Consider the following 19,473-nt stretch of genomic DNA (forward strand, 5'->3'; position numbering starts at 1 on the left):
CGCATGGACCTCGTCATTCGTGATGCACGCGTCATCGACGGCGCCGGCGGCGCGTCCTACCGGGCCGATGTGGGTCTGGACGGCGGCCGGATCAGCGAGATCCGGCGTGCGGGCGGTCCCCGGCTGTCCGGGCGGCGCACCCTCGACGCGGGCGGGCTCGCGCTCTCGCCGGGCTTCATCGACATGCACGCGCACAGCGACCTCGCGCTGCTGCGCGACCCGGACCACTCCGCCAAGGCCGCACAGGGGGTGACGCTCGAAGTCCTCGGCCAGGACGGCCTGTCGTACGCGCCCGTCGACGACCGTACGCTCGCCGAGGTGCGCAGGTCGATCACCGGCTGGAACGGCGACGGCTCCGACATCGACTTCGACTGGCGCACCGTCGGCGGCTACCTCGACCGCCTCGACCGCAACTTCGGCGGGCAGGGCATCGCGGTCAACGCGGCCTACCTGATCCCGCAGGGCACACTGCGCATGTACGCCATGGGGTGGGACGGCCGCCCCGCGACCGACACCGAACTCGCCCGGATGAAACAGCTCGTCGCCGAGGGCATGGAGCAGGGTGCGGTCGGCATGTCGTCCGGGCTCACCTACACGCCCGGGATGTACGCGGACGACGCCGAACTCACCGAACTGTGCCGCGTCGTCGCCCGATACGACGGCTACTACTGCCCGCACCACCGCTCGTACGGAGCCGGGGCGTTGCAGGCGTACGAGGAGATGGTGCAACTCACGAAGGCGGCCGGCTGCGCGCTCCACCTGGCCCACGCCACGATGAACTTCGGCGTGAACAAGGGCCGGGCCCCCGACCTCCTGGCCCTGCTGGACGCGGCGCTGGACGACGGCTGCGACATCTCCCTCGACACATATCCCTACACCCCCGGCTGTACGACGCTCGTCGCCGTGCTGCCGAGTTGGGCGAGCGAGGGCGGCCCCGAAGCGACCCTGGCCCGGCTCCGGGACGACGCCGAGGCCGAGCGCATCCGTCACCACCTGGAGGAGATCGGCTCCGACGGCTGCCACGGTGTCCCCATCGAGTGGGACACGATCGAGATGTCCGGCATCACCGATCCGGGTCTGGAGGCGTACGTGGGCAAGACCGTCGCCCGCAGCGCCGCCGAGCACGGCGAGGAGCCGTGGGTCACCGCCCGACGCCTGCTCATCGGCGACCGGCTCGGCTCGACGATCCTCCAGCACGTCGGGCACGAGGAGAACGTTCGGCAGATCATGCGCCACCGGGTCCACACCGGCGGCAGCGACGGAATCCTGCAGGGCGACAAGCCACACCCGCGCGCGTACGGCACCTTCCCGCAGTACCTCGGCCGCTACGTTCGCGAGTTGGGGGTGCTGAGCCTGGAGGAGTGCGTGGCGCACCTGACCTCGCGTTCGGCGGCCCGACTGGGCCTGCCCGACCGGGGTCTGGTCCGCGAGGGATACCGCGCCGACCTGGTCCTGTTCGACCCGGACACGGTCGCGGCCGGCTCGACGTTCGAAAACCCGCGCGTCCTGCCCACGGGTATCCCACACGTCCTGATCGACGGCAGGTTCGTCATCGAGGACGGCCGCCGCACGGACGTCCTCGCGGGCAAGGCGATCCGCCGAACCGGGACGTCCGCCTAGCGACCGAGCGACCGAGCGACCGGGCGACCGGGCGGCCGTTCGTGCCGTACGGCGGGAGCGGCCGCGTGTCGATCGTGCCGGGCGGCGGGGTCAGCCCGGGAGGGTTTCGCCGCCGATGGGGGCCAGGACTTCGCCGGAGTAGTAGCCGGACAGGCGGCCGGAGGCGAAGAAGACGTAGGACGGGGCGATCTCGTCGGGGTGTGCGGCGCGGCCCATGGGTGTCTGCTCTCCGAACGAGGCGACCTTTTCCGGCGGGAACGTGGCCGGGATGAGCGGGGTCCAGACCGGTCCGGGGGCGACGGCGTTGACCCGGATACCCCGTTCCTGGAAGGACTGGGCCAGGGAGTAGGTGAACGCGAGGATCGCGCCCTTGGTCGCGGAGTAGTCGATCAGTGTCTTGTTTCCGCGCAGCCCGTTGATCGACGACGTGTTGATCACGCTGCCGCCCGACGGGAGGTGGGCCAAGGCGGCCTTGGTGGTCCAGAAGAAGCTGTGGATGTTCACCCGGAACGTGTGGTCCCACTGGGCGCTGTCGAGTTGTTCGAGGTCGTCGACCGGGTTCTGGGTGCCGCAGTTGTTGACGAGGATGTCGAGCCCGCCGAGGTCGGCCACGGTGCGCTCGACCATCTCCCGGCAGTTGCGTTCGATGGACAGATCGGCGCGATGGAGTACACACGTGCGCCCGGTTGCCTCCACCAGCCGTCGGGTGTGCGCGGCGTCCTCGTCCTCCTGGTCGGACAGGTACGCGACGGCGACGTGGGCGCCCTCCTTGGCGAAGGCGACCGCCACGGCGCGCCCGATACCCGAGTCGCCGCCCGTGATCAACGCCCGTTTGCCGTCGAGGAGCCCGCTGCCCCGGTAGTCGGCCATCTCGTCCCGAGGGGACGGCGTCATCTGCCGGGTCGTGCCCGGCGCGCTCTGCTGCTGCGGGGGCGGGGGCGGGGGAGTGTCCTTGGCCGGTTTACTCATCGCGGGTCCTTTCGAGCACGACCATGGGGCGGTCGGTGGCGTGGCCGTCGCCCGTGCGGGCGCGCGATCCGCCCGCTACCCGCAGGGCTCCGGCCCATGCGCGGCGGGCAGCGGGCGGATACGTGCACCGGCGCCCACCCGGTGCGATCCCGTCGGCGCGAGGATCATGGAGTTTGTCGGGGCTCCCCGGGGGCAGCCGACGATGATGAGAATGCTTCGTTTGCCCGGTGTGTATCGACCTCAGGCGGACACGAAACTCCTGGCGTCGGCGTTCGTCGAGCAGGGGTTGCATCGAGCCGATCAGGTGTTGGACGTCGGGACCGGGACCGGGGCGGTGGCGCTCGCGGCGGCTTCCGCGACGTCCCCCGGCTGTCGGGTCACGGCGATCGACATCTCCCGCCAGGCCGTGTGGGCGGCTCGCCTGAACAGCGCGTGGCGTCGCGGCCGGGTCAGCGTACGTCGCGGCGACCTGTTGGAACCCGTGGCCGGCCGGACGTTCGACGTGGTGTTGGCGAATCCGCCGTACGTGCCCACGCGGGAGGAGAACGCCGCTCCGCGCGGGCGGGCGCGGGCCTGGGACGCCGGTACGGACGGGCGGCTCGTGCTGGATCGGCTGTGTACCCAGGTGCCGCGCCACCTGAAGCCCCAGGGCACGCTCCTGGTCGTGCATTCCGCGCTGTGCGGCGTGGGGACGACGCTGGGGCTGCTCGAAGCCGTCGGCCTGCGTGCCCGGGTGGTCGCCCGCAGCCTGGAGCCGTTCGGTCCCGTCCTGTCCGCGCGGGCGGCCTTCCTGGAGGAGCGCGGCCTGATCGAGCCGGGCTGTCGCGAGGAGGAGTTGGTGGTCATCCGTGGCGACTTCCCACAGTGACACCCGCAGGATCACGGTCGTCGACGGCGGCCCGATGCTGGTCGAGGGGCCCGTGGAGGTGGAGCTTGCCGACGGGAGTACGGCCTTCTCCGACCGGAGCGTGGTGGCTCTGTGCACGTGCCGCCGAACCCGTCGCCCGCCGTGGTGCGACACCAGCCACCGAGCCCATCGGCTCCCACCGGAGCCACGATTTACCCCACCGACGGCCGGGGAGGACGGATGACCACGCCGATACTGCCAACCCCTCGCGGGCCGCTGTCCCGCGCGGTTCTCGCGGCTCTGGCCGAACCGGCCGGGACGGGCGTACGGGCGCCGGCCGGAGCCGACCCCGACTCCGGCGCCGACGGCTTCGGCGAGGACCTCCAGTTCGCCCTGTACGCCTGCTATGAACTGCACTATCGCGCGTTCGCGGGAGTCGATCCGCGCTGGGAATGGGACCCCGACCTCCTGCGTCTGCGTGCGCGACTGGAGAAGTCGTTCCTGTGCGCACTGCGGGAGAACGTCGACGCCGATGGCGGTGTGGACGATGCCCTCGCGCCGCTGCTGATCGAGCCCCTCGACGGCACCGGGGTCAGCCGCCACCTCCTGGAGCGCGGTGACCTGGAGCAGTTCCGCGAGTACGTCGTGCACCGCTCGCTCTACCACCTGAAGGAGGCCGACCCCCAGGCGTGGCTCATCCCGCGCCTGACCGGACGCGCCAAGGCGGGCGTGGTCACCGTCGAGTTCGACGAGTACGGCGGCGGCCGTGCCGAACGTATGCACGCGCGGCTGTTCGCCGACCTCATGCGCGGACTCGGGCTCGATCCGACGTATGGCTTCTACCTCGACCGGGTGCCCGCGCCGATGCTGGCAGTGGTCAACCTCATGTCACTGTTCGGACTGCACCGGGCGCACCGGGGCATGGCCGTGGGCCAGTTCGCCGCCATCGAGATCGGCTCGCCACCCGGTGCGGCCCGCCTTGCCGCGGCGCTGGAACGGTTGAACGTCGCGGACCCGGCGTGCGCCCTGTTCTACACCGAACACGTCGAGGCGGACGCCGTCCACGAACAGCTCATGCGCCGCGAAGTGGTGGCGGCGCTGCTGGAGCACGAACCCGACCTCGAGGACGACGTGGTCTTCGGGATCCGGGCCGGCGGCGTCGTGGAGGACCGGCTCGCCGCGCACCTGCTCACCGCCTGGAACGAGGGCCGCAGCTCCCTGCGCCCACCGGAGCGGCTTGCCTCGGAGCCGGCGCGCCGGGCCGCGACGGGCGCACCGTGATCACCGAATACGCGGATCCCGGCGCACTCGTCCTCCTCGCCGACTTCGTCTCGCCCCCGGCCGCCGACCCGGCCGAGGAGGCGACCCTGCGGCGCTGGTCGGAGCAGGCGCCGCGGAAACTGTGGCTGCGCGTTGGAGAGCCGGTTGGCTGCCGCCTTCGCCGGGCACCGGGCGTGACCGGCTGCGCTTCGGCTCGCTCGTCCCCGGAGCGAGCGAGCCGAAGCGCGCGGCACCCCGTCGGGTCCGCTGGTGGGTACGGCGGGCCCGGCGGGGGTTGTCCTCGCGGGGTGGTCCGGCCGGGTCCTCGCGGGATGCAAGCGCGAGGACCCGGGGTCCGGTTTGCGAGGCCGAGAGTGCCCGTTGGGCGCCTCTTTACGGCCCAACGACACGGATGCTCAGGGGGATCGGGTGCAGGGGCGGTTCACTCGAACGCGGTAGCCGATGGCGGCGGGTTCTCGCGGCCCGGGGCGAGGGCGCGCGCGTGGTTCTCGTGTCCGCGGACCTGGATGTGGTGGTCGGTGCTCGCGATCACGACGCAGGGGTGGCCGTGGTCGGTGTTCTCGGTGTCGATGTGCAGTTCACCCTCGGTGCCGACGGCGAGTTTCGGGCCGCCGGTGAGTACCGCGTTCCAGGTGAACGGGTAGTCGGTGTCGGCCGCGGGCCAGTCGTGCAGACAAACGTCCACCTCGACGTGGCGCCCACCCGGCACGTCGATGTGGCCGTGGGCGGCGAGAACGTCCATCTCCCCAGTGTGCCCCCGAGGCTGCCGGCGCGGCCCCGCGGAACCGGCGGACGTACGAATCCGGGGCGCCTGCTCGGCGCCTTCGGCGGGCATCCGCGGCGTTTTCGCGGCCTACCCCCGTCACCCGGGCGGAGTATCGCTCCGGGTGACGGGGGTAGGCGTATGGGTGTGCCGGCTGCTCCGGTGGCCGGTACCCGCGCGATCCGGCGTCGGTCCATCCCCCCGGTCCGACGAACGGACCGCGTGTGCGGAGGAAGCGTCGGCGGTCGGCGGAAACGGGAGCTTCACGCCGGCCCCCGACCTCCGGCCCGGACCCGGCCCCGGTCCGCGCTCGATCCGGTTGCCGGCGCGGTGTTGCTCCAGCTGACGAGCCTGGTGCCGGGGAGCGCGCCGGAGGCCAACCACGCCGGGCCGACGCCGTATCCGGTCCCGGTCTCGCCGATGCGGTGCGTGGCCCCGGCGGCCAACACCTGCAACAGGCGGCCCTGTTCGGGCCTGCAGGAGAACGCGAATCCGTGCCGGCGCGCCGCCTCCACCGCCCGCCGGACCAGAGGGGGGAGAGCGTCGGCGTCCCGGTCGCGTCGGTTCCGGTGAGCGACATGACGCCATGATGAAGCCGCGCCGGGCGCCGACGGTCAGGGGTGGTCCGTGACGCGGTGTGCCAGCCAGGCCAGGGCGGGCGGCATGCGGTGTTCGACGGCGTGGTGGCCGCCCTCGAACAACTCGAAGTGCACGATGTCGTCGGGGACTTCGATGTCGGTGAGCGCGTCGCGGAAGGCCAGTGCGCCCAGGTCGAGGAACCATTCGTCGCGGGTGCCGGCGTCGATCCGGATGCCGCGCTGCGAGCGGAGGGCGTCGGCGTGCGCGGGGGCCATGCGTACCGGGTCCCAGGCCAGCCAGCGTTGCCACTCGCTCTCGCGCAGAGCCCCGGTGCGGGGGTCGAAGGGGAGGGTGGGGGAGCCGTCGGGGCCGGGGGAGAAGCAGGCGGAGACGCCGAGGATCTCCAGGAGGTTCAGGTCTTCTTCCCTGGTGAAGGCGACGCGCGAGCGGAAGTCGGCCCACCAGCGGAGGATGTCGCCGCCGTAGGGCCGTAGTTGGCGGGCCGCGGTGAGGAAGTGCGGTTGGTATTGGGCCTCGGACAGCGAGTCGCCGGAGTGGGTGGCGAAGGCGCCGAACAGGTCCGGGCGGAGCATCGAGGTGATCGCGGCGCCGAGTCCGCCGCTGGACTTGCCCGCGATGGCCCGGTGGTCGCGCTCGGGGAGGGTGCGGTAATGGGCGTCGACGTACGGCACGATCTCCTCGCACAGGTAGGAGTGGTAGCGGCCGGTGCCGGGCGAGTCGATGAACTGGCTGCCGCCGTACGTGGTCCAGGCGTCCACGAAGACCAGCACCATCCCGGGTGCCTCGCCGCGAGCGAAGATCTCGTCGATCAGTTCGGGGACCGGCTTGCGAAAGGCCGTGCGGTTGCCCCAGACCGGGAGGGTACCGGCGTAGCCGAGCAGCAGATACGTGACGGGGTAGCGGCGTTGGGGCGCTTCGTCGTAGTCGGGTGGGGTGTAGACCCACAGCGGGCGTCGGGTCGGGTCGCCGAGGGGGTTGCCGCGCAGCAGCACACTGTCGACGACGTGTTCGTCGATGCGGCCGGCGAGGGTGAAGGTCGTCATGGGTTCGGACAGTACTACGATTTCAAAATATCTGAAATAATAATTTCCGGAGGGTAGGGTGGCCCTGTGACAGCACGGCATGCGGCGGCGCAATCGGCGCGGACACAAGACTCGATCGACCGGCACATCCTCCGTTGGGAGCACGAAGTCCCGGGCTTGGAACCGGAATTGGAGGGCGCCATCACCCGCATGCAGATGCTCGTGCGACACCTGCAGCAGGAGAAGGAGGCCGCCTTGGCGCGGCACGGCCTGAAGTTGTGGGAGTACGAGATCCTGTGGCGCCTGCGCTCGGCGGGCGAGCCGTACCGTATGGCGCCCACCCGCCTGGCCCGGGGGCTCGGCGTCCATCCCGCGACGCTGACCAGCCGCCTCGACCGCCTGCAGTCGGCGGGCCTGATCACGCGTGAGCATGCGGCCGAGGATCGCCGCAGTCTGCTCGTCGGCCTGACCCCCCGGGGCGCCGAGACGTGGGCGGCGGTGATCGACGACCAGCGGGCGGCCGAGACCGGTCTGCTGGCGCCCCTGACCGGCAAGCAGGTGGGCGACCTGGCCGCCCTCCTGCGGGTCGTGGCCCTCGCCGTCGAGGAGCACGGCTCGCCCCTCATGCCGGACCTCGACTGAATCGCCATCGAGCGGGGACGGCGGCCCGTGTCCGGCACCGGGGAAGCCGGAGGCGGGCGCCGGCTCGACGCGGGCCTCGGCCCTACCGACCCGAAGGGGTGGACCGCGAGGGGCCGCTGCTCCGGTGCCTCGTCGTCCGGGCGGCGGGTGGTGCCCGCGCGGTAGGAGACGGCGAGCGTTGCGAGTAGGCGGGTGACCCGGGTTTCACGCTGCCGGCGCCGAGGAACGGGTGCGCGCCGACCTCCCGGCCGGTCAGGCCCGGGCGACGAACACGGCCACCGGCATGGGCGGTGGGCATCGAAGGTCTTCGGCCCCACGCTCCCCCTCGACCAGGCCGCAGAGGCATACCGCGCCATGGACGAACGCCGCGCCATCAAGGCCCTCCTTCGCGTCCGACCCACCCCGACCGAACCGCCGCGGCCCCGCACCCGAGCAGGCCGCGGCGGACTTCGTACGACGTGAACCCGGTGCGTGCCTCGCTCGCGGTGCAGTGGTGCCCGGGCGGACCCGGCCTTCCGGGCCGGCGTATTGACCGTGGGCACGGCAGCTCCTAGGTTGTCAGACAAATTGGCTTGGTTGGTCTGATGAATACCAGGACGAGGACGGTGCACCCATGCGCAATCGATGGTCCGACGCGGACGCCGGCGACGGTCCCCTGGGGCAGTGCGCCTACGGTTCACGGCTGATCGGCGGCGAACCCACACTCGTGTTGCACGGCGGCGGCAACACCTCCGTCAAGGCCGAGATCGCCGATGTCACCGGCGCGCCGGTCGAGGTGCTCTACGTCAAGGGCAGCGGCCACGACCTGGCCTCGATCGGCCCCGAGGGGTTCGCCCCGCTGCGCCTGGCCCGGCTGCGCGAACTGCTCACCGTCAGCGCGCTCAGCGACGCCCAGATGGTCAACGAACTGCGCTGCGCGCTGCTCGACGCGTCCGCCCCCGACCCCTCCGTCGAGGCGCTGCTGCACGCGATGTTGCCGCACCGCGCGGTACAGCACAGCCACGCCGACGCGATCCTGACCCTGACCAACCTCGCCGACGGCGAGGCGGTGATCCGGGACGTGTTCGGCGACGACGTCGCGATCGTCCCGTACGTGATGCCCGGCTTCGATCTCGCCGTGCGCTGCGCCGAGGTGTGGCGCGACCAGGCACACGCCGGGACCATCGGCCTCGTACTGCTCAACCACGGCCTGTTCACCTTCGGCGACGACACTCGCGAGGCGTACGAGCGCCACCTGGACCTGATCACCCGCGCCGAGCGCCGACTGGCCGAACACACCGACGCCGCGCCCGCCCCCGCCCCCGCGCCGGCACGCCCGACGAGCGCCGAACTCGCCCTGCTGCGCCGGGAGATCAGCGAGGCCGCGGGCCGGCCGATGATCGTCGCCCGGCACGCCGACGAGGACACGGCGAGGTTCGTCGCGCGGGCCGACCTGGCCGAGGTCGCCTCGCGGGGCCCGGCGACCCCCGACCACGTCATCCGCACCAAGCGGGTGCCGCTGGTGGGCCGTGACGTGGCCGGCTACGCCGACCGCTACCGGGAGTACTTCGAACGCCATCACCGGCGTCGCGGCACCGAGTTGAAGCCGCTGGACCCGGCGCCGAGGATCGTGCTGGACCCCGACCTGGGCATGCTCACGGTCGGCGGCAGCGCCAAGGACACCGACGTCGCCCGCGACATCTACCGGCACACGATGGACGTGATCACCGTCGGCGAACGCCTCGGCGGCTACCGGCCCGCGTCCGAGGAGCACATCTTCGACCTCGAATACTGGGACCTGGAGCAGGCCAAGCTGCGCCGGGCCGGGGCGCCGCAGGCGTTCGCCGGCGAGGTTGCGCTGGTCACCGGGGCCGCGTCGGGCATCGGCAGGGCGTGCGCACAGGCGCTGGCGGCGGCCGGCGCGAGCGTCGTCGGCTGGGACCTCGACGCCGGCGTCACGCAGACCCTGCCGGGCGTCGGATACCTCGGTCAGGTCGTGGACGTCACCGACCGCGCTGCAGTGGAAAGCGCCCTGCGGGCCGCCGTCGAGCGGTTCGGCGGCCTCGACATGGTGGTCGCGAGCGCGGGCGTGTTCAAGGCGGGCGCGCCGATCTCCGCGCTGGACGCCGACGCGTGGCGCACCTCGATGGCGGTCAACGTGGACTCCGTCGCCCTCCTGTTCCGCGAGGCCCACCCACTGCTCGCGCTCGCGCCACGCGGCGGCCGGGTGGTGGTGATCGCGTCCCGCAACGTGCCGGCGCCCGGGCCGGGCGCGGCGGCGTACTCGGCGTCCAAGGCGGCCGTCACGCAGTTGTCCAGGGTGGCCGCGCTGGAGTGGGCCGCCGACGGCATCAGGGTCAACGTGGTGCACCCGGACGCGGTCTTCGACACCGGCCTGTGGACCGACGAGATCCTGGCCAAGCGCGCCGCCGACTACGGCATGACGGTCGAGGAGTACAAGCGGCGCAACCTGCTGCGTACCGAGGTGAGCAGCACCACCGTGGCGCAGGCGGTCACCCGGCTGTGCTCCGACGACTTCGCCGCGACCACGGGCGCGCAGATCCCCGTGGACGGTGGCAGCGAACGGGTCGTGTGAGTGCCTACCGTGCCCACGAACGGGCACGGTAGGGGGAGTTGGGCGGGTACGCGCGGAACTGCGCGCGCGTACCCGCTCGTTGCCGTGCGCTTGCGCGGTCGGGCTTCGAGAGGCCGCCGCTCGTGCGCTCGCGGGTTCGCCCCGAGCGCCGTGCGGTCGGGCCGCCGTGCCGGCGCGGTCAGGCCGTGCGTACCAGCTGGAACTCGTAGGAGCCCTCGACGAAATACGTCTTGCAGTATGCGAGCAGCCGGTGGTCGTCGTCGTAGTGCAACTGGTCGAGCAGCACGAACAGGCGGTGTTTGGCCGCGTCCGGACCCCACGCGATGTGCGCCGACGAGACCGCGTGCACCTTCGCGAGGCCGAGCGTCGGATGGATGCCCAACTCGGTTTCGAAATAGGCGAACAACGACCCGCTCAGCTCCTCCGGATCGAACGCGGCCGGCAGCAGGCCGCGCGGGATCACGTCGTAGGAGTAGGCGACCACGTCGCCGTCGGCGGTCACCCGGCGGCGCAGTTCCAGCGCCTCGGTGTCGGACGGAACACCCATGCGTTCGGCCTCGTCGGGCAGCACTTGGCGCAGCGTGCGCCGCCCGTACTCGTGCCCGGGTTCCTTGCCGCTGCGCCGGATCGACTCGGTGATCGAGCCCATGCGTTCCAGGCCGTCGCGCACCGCGGGGCGGGTGCGCACGAATGTGCCCGCGCCCTGCTGGGTGCGGATCAGGCCGAGCACGTCGAGTTCCTTGAGCGCGGTGCGCACCGTGGCCCGCGAGACCCCGAACCGCCTGCACAGATCGGCCTCGGTCGGCAACCGTGCCCCCGCGGGATGGACGCCGTCGCGGATCTCGATCTTGAGTTCCCGAACGATGTCGTCGGCCAGCGGCCGCCGTGTCTGGGTCGCCATGTCGGACATCTTGACACGCTTCGAATTGTCTGACAACTTCGGCGCACTCGGATCATGAGGACGACCCGCGGAGGCATCGACGGGTCGTCCCACGAAGAGACGGAGACGCGGCGGATGCGCACGATCGACTGGATTCCCGCCGACGACGCCGAGCGGGAACCCGGCAGGGGATTCATCAGGCTGGTCGACCAAACCCTGCTGCCCGACAGCCTCGTCGAACTCGACATCCACGACCTCGACGTCCTGGTGGACGCGATCCAACGACTGGCGGTACGCGGAGCCCCCGCACTCGGCGTGGCCGGCGCCCTGGGCGTCGCGCTCGCCGCGCAGAACCTGCCGGCCGACCGGGCCCGGCAGGCCATCGCCGAACTGCGCGAGGCCCGGCCCACGGCGGTCAACCTCGCCTACGGCGTGGACACCGCGCTCGCCGCCCTGGAGCAGGGCGGCCCGCTCGCCGCCCTGGACGCCGCGCTGCGGGTACGGGACGCGGACATCGCGGCCTGCGTCGCGATGGCCGAACGGGGTACCGACGCGCTGGCGCGGCTGGTTCCGGACCGGGCCGCGCTGACCGTACTGACCATCTGCAACACAGGCGCGCTCGCCGCCGTCGAGCACGGCACGGCGCTCGGCGTGGTGGCGAAGCTGCACCGCGACGGCCGACTGGTGCGCGCCATCGCGTGCGAGACGAGGCCGCTGCTCCAGGGTGCGCGGCTGACCGCGTGGGAACTGGGCCGCATGGGCGCGCGGTACGACGTGATCGTGGACTCGGCTGCGGCGATCACGTTGGCCCGGGGCGGCGTCGACGCGGTGCTGGTGGGGGCCGACCGGATCGCCGCCAACGGCGACACGGCGAACAAGATCGGCACGTTCGCGGTGGCCTTGGCCGCGGCTCGGGCCGGGGTGCCGTTTCTCGTGGTCGCCCCCGAGACCACGATCGACCGGGACACCCCGAACGGCGACGCGATCGAGATCGAGGATCGCGGCGGCGCCGAGGTCCGCTTCTTCCACGGTGTACGGGTCACCCCGCCCGACGCCACCGCCCTCAACCCCGCCTTCGACGTGACACCCGCCGACCTGATCACGGCGATCGTCACCGACACGCGCGTCATCGACGTCGCGGCGGGCGACACCCCTGCCGGCGACACCTCCCGTGCATGACACCCCCGCGGACCGGCCGGTCGTGGCCGAGACCACCGAGTGAGGAGAACACCATGAGATCCAAGGCCATTCGCGTGATCGGGGCCGCCGCCGTCGGAATGTCCCTGCTCGCCGCCTGCTCCCAGAGCACCGACGACAAGAAGGCGGAGCCCGGCGCGTCCGGCGCCGCCGGCGGCGCCGGCAACTGCGCGACGCAGCGCACCGTCGACAACGCGCGCAAACTGCCCGAGGCCAAGCCCGCCGGCCTCAAGGGCGACTTCAAGGTGGCGCTCGTCCGCCAATCCGGCGTCGGCGACTACTTCGAGCAGTGGGGCGACGGCGCGACCAAGCAGATCAAGGCCGCCGGCGGCAGCGTCACCGTGTACGACGCGCGGGGCAACAACGCGACCCAGGTCAGCCAGCTCGACCAGGCCATCAACGCCAAGCCCGACGTGATCATCGTGGACCACGGCCTCGCCGACTCGGTCAACCCCAAGATCGACGACGCGATCGCCAAGGGCATCCCGGTCGTCGTCTACGACGTGGCGATCTCCAACTGCAAGGCCACCTACATATCGCAGGACGACGCCTCGATCGCCGACAAGATCCTCGGCTACATGAAGCAGGACAACCCCTCGGGCGGCAAGCTCGCCTACGTCAACGTGTCCGGCATCGCGCCGCTCGACTCCCGCGACAAGGTGTACCAGCAGTTCCTCAAGGACAACCCGACGTTCACCCAGAAGGCGCGCTTCGGCAAGTACACCGAGTCGGTGGCCGCCGACACCGCGACCGAGGGCACCGCGGCGCTGTCGGCCGCCCCGGACACCACGCTCGCGTTCGCCGCCTACGACGAACTCGCCAAGGGCACGCTGATCGCGCTGCGCCAGAACGGCATGACGAACAAGGTGAAGGTCTACGGCGTGGACGTCTCCACCGCCGACATCCAGCTGATGACCGAGGCCGGCAGCCCGTGGCGGGCCACCGCCGCCACCGACCCGGCGAACGTGGGCGCGGTCGTGGCCCGGGCCTCGATCGCGGCGGCCGGGAAGGTCGACCTGCCGCAGAAGATGACGATCCCCGCGACGCTGATCACCCAGGACACGCTCAAGGCGAACGGCGTGACGAACATGGACACGCTGCGCAAGGCACTGCCCGAACTGGCCACCCCGGACGTGCTCGGGGCGCCGTGGATCACCCCGATCCGGCCGGGCGCCTGACCCACCCTCGGTCGAAACCGGAAAGGAGGCCCCGTGCAGCCCCGACAAGACGACCGACGCGAAGACCGCCGAGACCGCCACCGGGACACCGTCCTCGAAGTGCGGGACATCTCGAAGAGCTACGGCCCGAACCGGGTGCTGCGCGGGGTCGGCCTCCGCATCGGCGCGGGTGACATCTACGGCCTGATGGGCGCCAACGGCGCGGGCAAGTCCACGCTCATCAAGATTCTTTCGGGCGCGGAATCCCCGGACGGGGGTGAGATCCTGCGCGACGGCGAAGTCGTGGTCTTCCCCGACCCGCTCGCCGCCCAGCGCAGCGGCATCGGCACCGTGCACCAGAACCCCAACGACGGGGTGATCCTCGACATGACCGTCGCGGAGAACCTGGCGCTGGACCGGCTCGGTGACCGATCCTCGCCCATCTTGTTCAGCCGGCGCCGGACCGAGGCCCAGGCCGTCGAGGTCGCGGCCACCCTGGGCCTGCGCTTCGACCGGCAGACGTTGCGCGCACCGGTGCGCGACGTGGGCGTCTCCGAGCGGCAACTCCTGGTCCTGGCGCGGGCGTTGTCCCGCAAACCCAGGCTGCTGATCCTGGACGAGCCCACCTCGGCGTTGTCCGCGGAGGAGAGCGCGCGCCTGTTCGACCTGGTGCGCGCGCTCGCCGCGGACGGCATGACCGTCCTGTTCGTCACCCACAAACTCGCCGAGATCGACCAACTGTGCGACCGCGTCGGCGTCCTGCGCGACGGGGCCATGCAGGGCGAGTTCGAGCCCATACCCGGGCGGGGGTTCGATTGGACGACCGTACTGACCGCCCTGTTCGACCGCACCCCCGCCGAGTCCGAGCGTGCCGAACTCCCGCCGGGGGAGCCGGTATTGGCGCTCGAAGGGGTCCGCCTACAGGAGGACGACCCGCACCCCCTCGACCTGGAACTGCACCGCGGCCAGGTCACCGTGCTGCTCGGTCTGCTCGGCAGTGGCAAGACCGAACTGCTCGAATGGATCTTCGGCGCCACGTCGATCGGCGCGGGCCGGCGAACCCTCGACGGTCGCCCCTTCGACCCCGGGTATCCCGGCGCCGCGATCAAACGCGGCGTCTACCTCGTCCCCGAATCCCGCCACGAACAGGCGATCATCCCCGGCTGGCCGATCCGCTCCCAACTGACCCTGCCCTTCGTGAGCACGTTCACCCGGGGCACCCTGATGCGCACCGGCGCCGAACGCCGGGCCACCGCGACGATGATGCGCGACCTCGGCGTGGTGGCCGCCGGCCCCGACGCGCCGATCGAGACCCTGTCCGGCGGAAACCAGCAGAAGGTGGTCATCGGCCGCTGGCTGCTCGGCGAACCGCGGGTACTGCTGCTCGACGAACCGTTCCGCGGCGTCGACATCAACGCCCGCCACGACATCGGCGCCACCGTGCGCGAACTCGCCGCGACCGCCGCGGTCCTGGTCGCCACCTCCGACGTGGACGAGGCCCTGGAGGTCGGCGACCGCATCGTGGTGCTCGACCGCGGCCGGATCACCGCCGACCTCGCCCTGAGCGACGCCGGCCGCGAACGCCTCATCGCGGCGATGAGCGTACGCCGTACCCCGTCACCACCGCCCTCGGAGGCAGCGCCGAGCGCAGCCGGAAAGGAAAGCCACGCATGAATCTGCGCGACTCGACATCGACCGCGCGGCGGACCCCACTTCCGGCCGCGTTCCCGGCCGCGCTCGGCGACTTCGTGGTCCGCTACGGGATCATCCTCGTGGGCGTCACGCTCTACATCGCGTTCTCCGCCACCACGACGGGCTTCGGCACCTGGGACAACACGGTGTCGATCCTGCAGATCCAGGCGGTCGCGGCGATCGCCGCGCTCGGGATGACGCTGACCGCCATCGTCGGCGACCTGGACCTGTCGGTCGGCGCGGTCACCGGCCTGTCGGTCACGGTGGCCGCCGAGGCGATGATCCACTACGAACTCACCGGCCCGAGCGCGATCGTCATCTGCCTCCTGGTCGGCCTGCTCGTCGGATGTGTCAATGCCACCCTCATCGTGTTCCTGAACATCCCGCCGCTGCTCGCCACCCTCGGCACCATGTTCACCATCCAGGGCCTCAAACGCTGGCTCGTCGACGGCCAGACCCTGACCACCGGCATGAAGCTCGGCGACGGCACCGTGGTCAAGGGCAGGTTCACCGACGACTTCACCGCCATCGACGGCGACAAGCTGTTCGGCATCCCCTACTCCGTCTACCTCTTCCTCGTCATCGCTCTGCTGCTGTGGGTCTTCCTGCAACGTACCCGCCACGGACGGGTGTTCTACGCGGTCGGCGGCAACGAGGAGGCCGCGCGCCTGGCCGGTACCCGGGTCAAGCGCTACAAGTTCGCCGCCTACGCCATCTCGGGCGTACTCGCCGCGACCGCCGGCATCATCCTCGCCTCGCGCCTGCGGCAGGGCGACGTCACCGCGGGCGACTCCTCGCTGCTCGACGCGGTCGCCATGACCCTGGTCGGCTACGCGGTGCTGGGCGCCAAGAAGCCCAACGCGCTCGGCACGTTCGTCGGCGCGGTGTTCATCGGGCTGATCCTCCAGGGCCTGACCATGCGCGGACTGCCCTACTACACGCAGGACTTGATCAAGGGGCTCGTGCTCATCTTCGCCCTGCTGATGTCCTTCTCGCTGCGCCGCGGCCGGCGCCGCCGGGCCGCCGCGGCGACACCCGGCTCCGACTCTCGGGTCGGAGCCGGCCCCGAAGTCCCCACCACCGCACCGGCGATCGCGGAGCGCACCCATGGCTGACCGGATCCTGACCTCCGCCGAGGTCCCCGCCTACATCGCCGAACGCGCCACGCTGCGCGACCTGATCGACCCGACGACGCTCACCGTCGCCGAGGTCGGCGACGGCAACCTCAACCTCGTCTTCGTCTGCGCGGACGCCGCGGGCCGACGGCTGGTGCTGAAGCAGGCGCTGCCGTATGTACGCCTCGTCGGCCCGGAATGGCCGATGACCGAACAGCGTGCGGTGCGGGAGGCCGCCGCCCTGCGGATCCACGGCGCACTGTCCGAACACGTCTGCGGTCTCCTCGACTTCGACCCCGACGGGTATGTGCTCGCGCTCGAAGACCTGTCCGACCACGAGGTGTTCCGCACCCGGCTCAACGCCGGCGGAGCACACGAGGGCGTCGCCGAACGACTCGCCGAATACCTCGCCGACGTCGCGTTCGGCACCTCGGTAGGCAGCCTCACCGAGGCCGAGTTCCGTGCCCGTGCCGCCGCCGCGATCAATCCGGAACTGTGCGAGATCACCGAGGATCTGGTGTTCACCGAGCCCTTCCTGGGCGCCGAACGCAACTCGGTACGGCCGGCGCTCGACGCGCTCTACGCCGAACTGCGGGCGGATCGGGCGTGGTCGGCCGCCGCGATGGCGATGAAACACACGTTCCTCACCACGCAGGAAACCCTGCTGCACGGCGACCTGCACACCGGCAGCGTCTTCGTTCGCGGCAACGCGCGGGACGGCGACCTGTCGGTGCGGGCGTTCGACCCCGAGTTCGCGTGCTACGGGCCGATCGGGTTCGACCTCGGCATGTTGTGGGCGAACCTGCTCTTCGCGGGCACCCGGGCCGCCGCGCTGGGCGAACAGGGGCGTGCAGAGGCCCTGTTCGGGACACTCACGACGAGCTGGGAGGCGTTCACGGCACGGCTGCGCGGACACTGGCCGGGGCGGCGCGCGCCGGAGCGCTACCCGGACGCCTACCTCGACGGGCGGCTGCCGGCCGTCCTCGCCGACGCGTTCGGCTTCGCGGGCTGCGAGGCGGCGCGGCGTACCGTGGGGCTGGCCAAGGTCAGCGACCTGGAGACGCTGGACGACGATCGGTACGCCGTCGTCGGCGCCGCGATGTTGCGGCTGTCCCGAACCCTGCTCGTGGACCGGGCCACGCTGACCCCGGCGCGTGTCGCCGAGGCCGCGTCCGCGCCGGCGGGCGGCGAGGGACGCGGACCCCGATGACGGCGGAGCACATCCTCGCGGCCCTGGTCGACGCCGGCCGGCAGTGCGTGGACAGCGGCCTCGTCCTGGCGAGCGGCGGCAACCTGTCGGCCCGGCTGCCCGGCACCGACACCTTCGCGGTGACGGCTGCCGGCAGCCGGCTCGACCGGCTGAGCGAACGGGACTTCGCGATCGTGCGCCTCGACGGCGAGCCGCTCGCGGGCGACGCGGGTTCGGCGGCACCGTCCAGCGAATGGCGCCTGCACCAACACACCTACCTGGCCCGACCCGACGTCGAGGCGGTGGTGCACGTGCATCCCGAATACGCCGTGCTCGTCGACGCCATGGGCGAGCGCATCCGCCAACTCACCCTCGACCACATCGCGTACGCCCCCGTGATCGAACGTGTGCCGTTCCACCCCAACGGCTCCCGCGAACTGGCCGAAGCCGCGGCAACCGCGACCCACCACAGCGACTGCGTAATCCTGGCCCACCACGGTTGCTCCACGGTGGGCACATCCCCCCAGGACGCACTACGCAAAGCCCAAAACCTGGAAAGCGCGGCCCGCTACACATACCGCCTACTCACGTTGGGCAACCAAACCACCGAATTCCCCCGATACGCCCGCACCTCGGCAACCCAACACCACTGACCCCCCGACACCCGGTGCCACAACCGGAAACGCTCACCGGGTCGGCGAGCGGATCCATTCTCCTGACTCGACTTCGATGACGATGCGCCAGTCGTCGGGGTTCGGTTTCAGGGTCAGGAAGTGGCGCGGGCCGAGCGTTACGAGGCGTCGAATGCGCCGGGGAAGGTCCGGAGTTGGATCCGACATGCGCGGTGGGCAGGCGGCACGTCGATCGCGAGCCGATTACCGGCCACTTGGTACCGGCGTCCCGGCCGGTGGTCAGGTGCCGAGGATGGTGGCTCGGACGGTTGGCCAGGCGGCTGCGCCGAGCTTGGCGTCGGCATCGGGGGTGCCGCCGTGGTCGAAGTGGGGGGATGGGGGTGGAGGGGCCTCGCCTGGGAATACGGTTCGGTGGCCCGCGTCGGGGCGGGAGATGAGGGCTGCTTTGCGTCCGGTTGCCGCGTAGCGGTCCGCGAGTTCGTGCGCGAAGCGCATCGAGGGCCACATCCGGTCCGCGCCGCCCGCGATCAGGACCAGGTCGGCTGCGGTCCTCTCCACGGGGATGGTCGCGGCGGGGAGCCGGTCCGGGTGCGTCGCGAGGCTGCGTTCGTACCAGCCGAGCACGGACACCGGAGCATCTCGAGGTTCCGTCGGCTGCCAGGAGTCGTCGTAGGGGACGAAGGGGAGCGGCTGCCCCTGCCAGGTCCAGCCGGAGCGACACGGGCGCTCGCAACCGTCGCGGCCGGCGCCGACGTTGGCCCGGACGACCGACGTCGGGGCGAGCGCGATCACGGCGTCGGCGCAATCCGAGACGGTGGACACCAGTAGCGCGGCCTCGGCGCCCTTGGACACGCCGAGAACACCGACGCGTTCCGTGCCGCGCTCTCGCAGCCACCCGGTCGCGGCGACGAAGGTCTCCAGCGCGACCTCGCAGATACCCGACGGCTGCCCGGACCCGCCGAACCACCGGATCGACACCGCCGTAACCCCGGCGCGGGCGAAGAGTCGACACCGCTCGCGCTCGATCCGTCCGCTCGAACCGGACAACACCAGAACACCCGCCGCCGCAGGACCACTGATCGGCTCCGCCAGAAAGCCCTCCCACGGGGAGGCCGACTCGTACTCCACGATCTCGACGCCCAAGGCTCCCCCGACTCCGCACCAACGGCTCGGATTTCGACGGCACGAGCCTACCGACGAGTCAATCTCGGGCGGCAACACCCAAGTCCGCCTCGATGACAGAGCATCTCGAAGACGTGTACGGCGTCGCCCGGCCGCGGGTAGGTGGGTAA

18 protein-coding genes are annotated in these 19,473 nt (G+C 71.5%); 12 read left to right on the forward strand and 6 right to left on the reverse strand.

The window, feature by feature from the left end:
• The first annotated feature begins 3 nt into the window (after positions 1-3).
• Positions 4-1,620: an amidohydrolase family protein gene (locus ACFXKZ_RS35435; RefSeq protein WP_380006184.1), complete on the forward strand. Its 1,617-nt coding sequence runs from the start codon at positions 4-6 to the stop codon at positions 1,618-1,620.
• A gap of 90 nt (positions 1,621-1,710) precedes the next feature.
• Here ACFXKZ_RS35435 and ACFXKZ_RS35440 read toward each other — a convergent pair whose 3' ends face one another.
• Positions 1,711-2,589, reverse strand: a complete 879-nt coding sequence (locus tag ACFXKZ_RS35440) for an SDR family oxidoreductase (RefSeq protein ID WP_380006186.1) — start codon at positions 2,587-2,589, stop codon at positions 1,711-1,713.
• Between the two features lie 211 nt (positions 2,590-2,800).
• Between ACFXKZ_RS35440 and ACFXKZ_RS35445 the strand changes: the two genes are divergently transcribed.
• Genes ACFXKZ_RS35445 through ACFXKZ_RS35455 form a run of 3 tightly spaced genes read left to right on the forward strand, consistent with a single transcriptional unit; the run spans position 2,801 to position 4,717 of the window.
• Positions 2,801-3,457, forward strand: a complete 657-nt coding sequence (locus tag ACFXKZ_RS35445) for a HemK2/MTQ2 family protein methyltransferase (protein ID WP_380006188.1) — start codon at positions 2,801-2,803, stop codon at positions 3,455-3,457.
• A 34-nt stretch (positions 3,458-3,491) separates the two neighbouring features.
• Positions 3,492-3,680: a CDGSH iron-sulfur domain-containing protein gene (locus ACFXKZ_RS35450; protein ID WP_380006858.1), complete on the forward strand. Its 189-nt coding sequence runs from the start codon at positions 3,492-3,494 to the stop codon at positions 3,678-3,680.
• On the forward strand, positions 3,677-4,717 hold the full coding sequence (locus ACFXKZ_RS35455; protein WP_380006190.1) for an iron-containing redox enzyme family protein: 1,041 nt from the start codon (positions 3,677-3,679) through the stop codon (positions 4,715-4,717). Before ACFXKZ_RS35450 ends, ACFXKZ_RS35455 begins: the two co-directional genes overlap by 4 nt.
• Positions 4,718-5,138: 421 nt before the next feature.
• Here ACFXKZ_RS35455 and ACFXKZ_RS35460 read toward each other — a convergent pair whose 3' ends face one another.
• The 3 genes from ACFXKZ_RS35460 to ACFXKZ_RS35470 form a co-directional block, all read right to left on the reverse strand.
• The gene (locus ACFXKZ_RS35460; protein WP_380006192.1) at positions 5,139-5,459 is read right to left on the reverse strand and encodes a hypothetical protein; all 321 of its coding nucleotides are present in this window, start codon (positions 5,457-5,459) and stop codon (positions 5,139-5,141) included.
• Between the two features lie 284 nt (positions 5,460-5,743).
• Positions 5,744-5,995: a hypothetical protein gene (locus ACFXKZ_RS35465; RefSeq protein ID WP_380006194.1), complete on the reverse strand. Its 252-nt coding sequence runs from the start codon at positions 5,993-5,995 to the stop codon at positions 5,744-5,746.
• Between the two features lie 99 nt (positions 5,996-6,094).
• Complete coding sequence (locus ACFXKZ_RS35470) at positions 6,095-7,123, reverse strand: alpha/beta hydrolase (protein ID WP_380006196.1); 1,029 nt, start codon at positions 7,121-7,123, stop codon at positions 6,095-6,097.
• 156 nt (positions 7,124-7,279) lie between these two features.
• Between ACFXKZ_RS35470 and ACFXKZ_RS35475 the strand changes: the two genes are divergently transcribed.
• Complete coding sequence (locus ACFXKZ_RS35475; protein ID WP_380006198.1) at positions 7,280-7,744, forward strand: MarR family winged helix-turn-helix transcriptional regulator; 465 nt, start codon at positions 7,280-7,282, stop codon at positions 7,742-7,744.
• Positions 7,745-8,357: 613 nt separating this feature from the next.
• Positions 8,358-10,319, forward strand: a complete 1,962-nt coding sequence (locus tag ACFXKZ_RS35480; RefSeq protein WP_380006200.1) for a bifunctional aldolase/short-chain dehydrogenase — start codon at positions 8,358-8,360, stop codon at positions 10,317-10,319.
• A gap of 178 nt (positions 10,320-10,497) precedes the next feature.
• Here ACFXKZ_RS35480 and ACFXKZ_RS35485 read toward each other — a convergent pair whose 3' ends face one another.
• Entirely contained in the window at positions 10,498-11,220 is a 723-nt protein-coding gene (locus ACFXKZ_RS35485) for a GntR family transcriptional regulator (protein WP_078982397.1), read from the reverse strand.
• 114 nt (positions 11,221-11,334) lie between these two features.
• On the opposite strand from ACFXKZ_RS35485, the gene mtnA reads away from it, so the two are divergent.
• From mtnA to ACFXKZ_RS35515, 6 genes are read left to right on the forward strand one after another with little or no spacing between them, the layout of a single operon-like run.
• Positions 11,335-12,378 (forward strand): S-methyl-5-thioribose-1-phosphate isomerase, encoded by a 1,044-nt coding sequence (mtnA, locus tag ACFXKZ_RS35490; RefSeq protein ID WP_380006202.1) that lies wholly within the window; start codon positions 11,335-11,337, stop codon positions 12,376-12,378.
• A 53-nt stretch (positions 12,379-12,431) separates the two neighbouring features.
• Positions 12,432-13,574 (forward strand): sugar ABC transporter substrate-binding protein, encoded by a 1,143-nt coding sequence (locus ACFXKZ_RS35495; RefSeq protein WP_380006204.1) that lies wholly within the window; start codon positions 12,432-12,434, stop codon positions 13,572-13,574.
• 33 nt (positions 13,575-13,607) lie between these two features.
• Positions 13,608-15,227: a sugar ABC transporter ATP-binding protein gene (locus tag ACFXKZ_RS35500; RefSeq protein ID WP_380006206.1), complete on the forward strand. Its 1,620-nt coding sequence runs from the start codon at positions 13,608-13,610 to the stop codon at positions 15,225-15,227.
• Complete coding sequence (locus tag ACFXKZ_RS35505; protein ID WP_380006208.1) at positions 15,224-16,360, forward strand: ABC transporter permease; 1,137 nt, start codon at positions 15,224-15,226, stop codon at positions 16,358-16,360. Before ACFXKZ_RS35500 ends, ACFXKZ_RS35505 begins: the two co-directional genes overlap by 4 nt.
• On the forward strand, positions 16,353-17,570 hold the full coding sequence (mtnK, locus tag ACFXKZ_RS35510) for an S-methyl-5-thioribose kinase (protein WP_380006210.1): 1,218 nt from the start codon (positions 16,353-16,355) through the stop codon (positions 17,568-17,570). The genes ACFXKZ_RS35505 and mtnK overlap by 8 nt, the downstream gene beginning before the upstream one ends.
• Positions 17,567-18,202 carry a class II aldolase/adducin family protein gene (locus ACFXKZ_RS35515; RefSeq protein ID WP_380006212.1) on the forward strand — a complete coding sequence of 212 codons (636 nt, stop codon included), beginning with the start codon at positions 17,567-17,569 and terminating at the stop codon, positions 18,200-18,202. The genes mtnK and ACFXKZ_RS35515 overlap by 4 nt, the downstream gene beginning before the upstream one ends.
• 258 nt (positions 18,203-18,460) lie before the next feature.
• Here ACFXKZ_RS35515 and ACFXKZ_RS35520 read toward each other — a convergent pair whose 3' ends face one another.
• Entirely contained in the window at positions 18,461-19,324 is an 864-nt protein-coding gene (locus ACFXKZ_RS35520) for an acyl-CoA thioester hydrolase/BAAT C-terminal domain-containing protein (protein WP_380006214.1), read from the reverse strand.
• Positions 19,325-19,473: the final 149 nt, after the last annotated feature.

This window comes from Embleya sp. NPDC059237 (assembly GCF_042754105.1).
Classification (GTDB): Bacteria; Actinomycetota; Actinomycetes; order Streptomycetales; family Streptomycetaceae; genus Embleya.

Excerpts from the sequence above, each read along its gene's own strand:
- ACFXKZ_RS35435 (WP_380006184.1), top strand. The coding sequence starts at position 4 with ATGGACCTCGTCATTCGTGATGCACGCGTCATCGACGGCGCCGGCGGC.
- ACFXKZ_RS35440 (WP_380006186.1), bottom strand. The coding sequence starts at position 2,589 with ATGAGTAAACCGGCCAAGGACACTCCCCCGCCCCCGCCCCCGCAGCAG.
- ACFXKZ_RS35445 (WP_380006188.1), top strand. The coding sequence starts at position 2,801 with ATGCTTCGTTTGCCCGGTGTGTATCGACCTCAGGCGGACACGAAACTC.
- ACFXKZ_RS35450 (WP_380006858.1), top strand. The coding sequence starts at position 3,492 with ATGCTGGTCGAGGGGCCCGTGGAGGTGGAGCTTGCCGACGGGAGTACG.
- ACFXKZ_RS35455 (WP_380006190.1), top strand. The coding sequence starts at position 3,677 with ATGACCACGCCGATACTGCCAACCCCTCGCGGGCCGCTGTCCCGCGCG.
- ACFXKZ_RS35460 (WP_380006192.1), bottom strand. The coding sequence starts at position 5,459 with ATGGACGTTCTCGCCGCCCACGGCCACATCGACGTGCCGGGTGGGCGC.
- ACFXKZ_RS35470 (WP_380006196.1), bottom strand. The coding sequence starts at position 7,123 with ATGACGACCTTCACCCTCGCCGGCCGCATCGACGAACACGTCGTCGAC.
- ACFXKZ_RS35480 (WP_380006200.1), top strand. The coding sequence starts at position 8,358 with ATGCGCAATCGATGGTCCGACGCGGACGCCGGCGACGGTCCCCTGGGG.
- ACFXKZ_RS35485 (WP_078982397.1), bottom strand. The coding sequence starts at position 11,220 with ATGGCGACCCAGACACGGCGGCCGCTGGCCGACGACATCGTTCGGGAA.
- mtnA (WP_380006202.1), top strand. The coding sequence starts at position 11,335 with ATGCGCACGATCGACTGGATTCCCGCCGACGACGCCGAGCGGGAACCC.
- ACFXKZ_RS35495 (WP_380006204.1), top strand. The coding sequence starts at position 12,432 with ATGAGATCCAAGGCCATTCGCGTGATCGGGGCCGCCGCCGTCGGAATG.
- ACFXKZ_RS35505 (WP_380006208.1), top strand. The coding sequence starts at position 15,224 with ATGAATCTGCGCGACTCGACATCGACCGCGCGGCGGACCCCACTTCCG.
- mtnK (WP_380006210.1), top strand. The coding sequence starts at position 16,353 with ATGGCTGACCGGATCCTGACCTCCGCCGAGGTCCCCGCCTACATCGCC.
- ACFXKZ_RS35515 (WP_380006212.1), top strand. The coding sequence starts at position 17,567 with ATGACGGCGGAGCACATCCTCGCGGCCCTGGTCGACGCCGGCCGGCAG.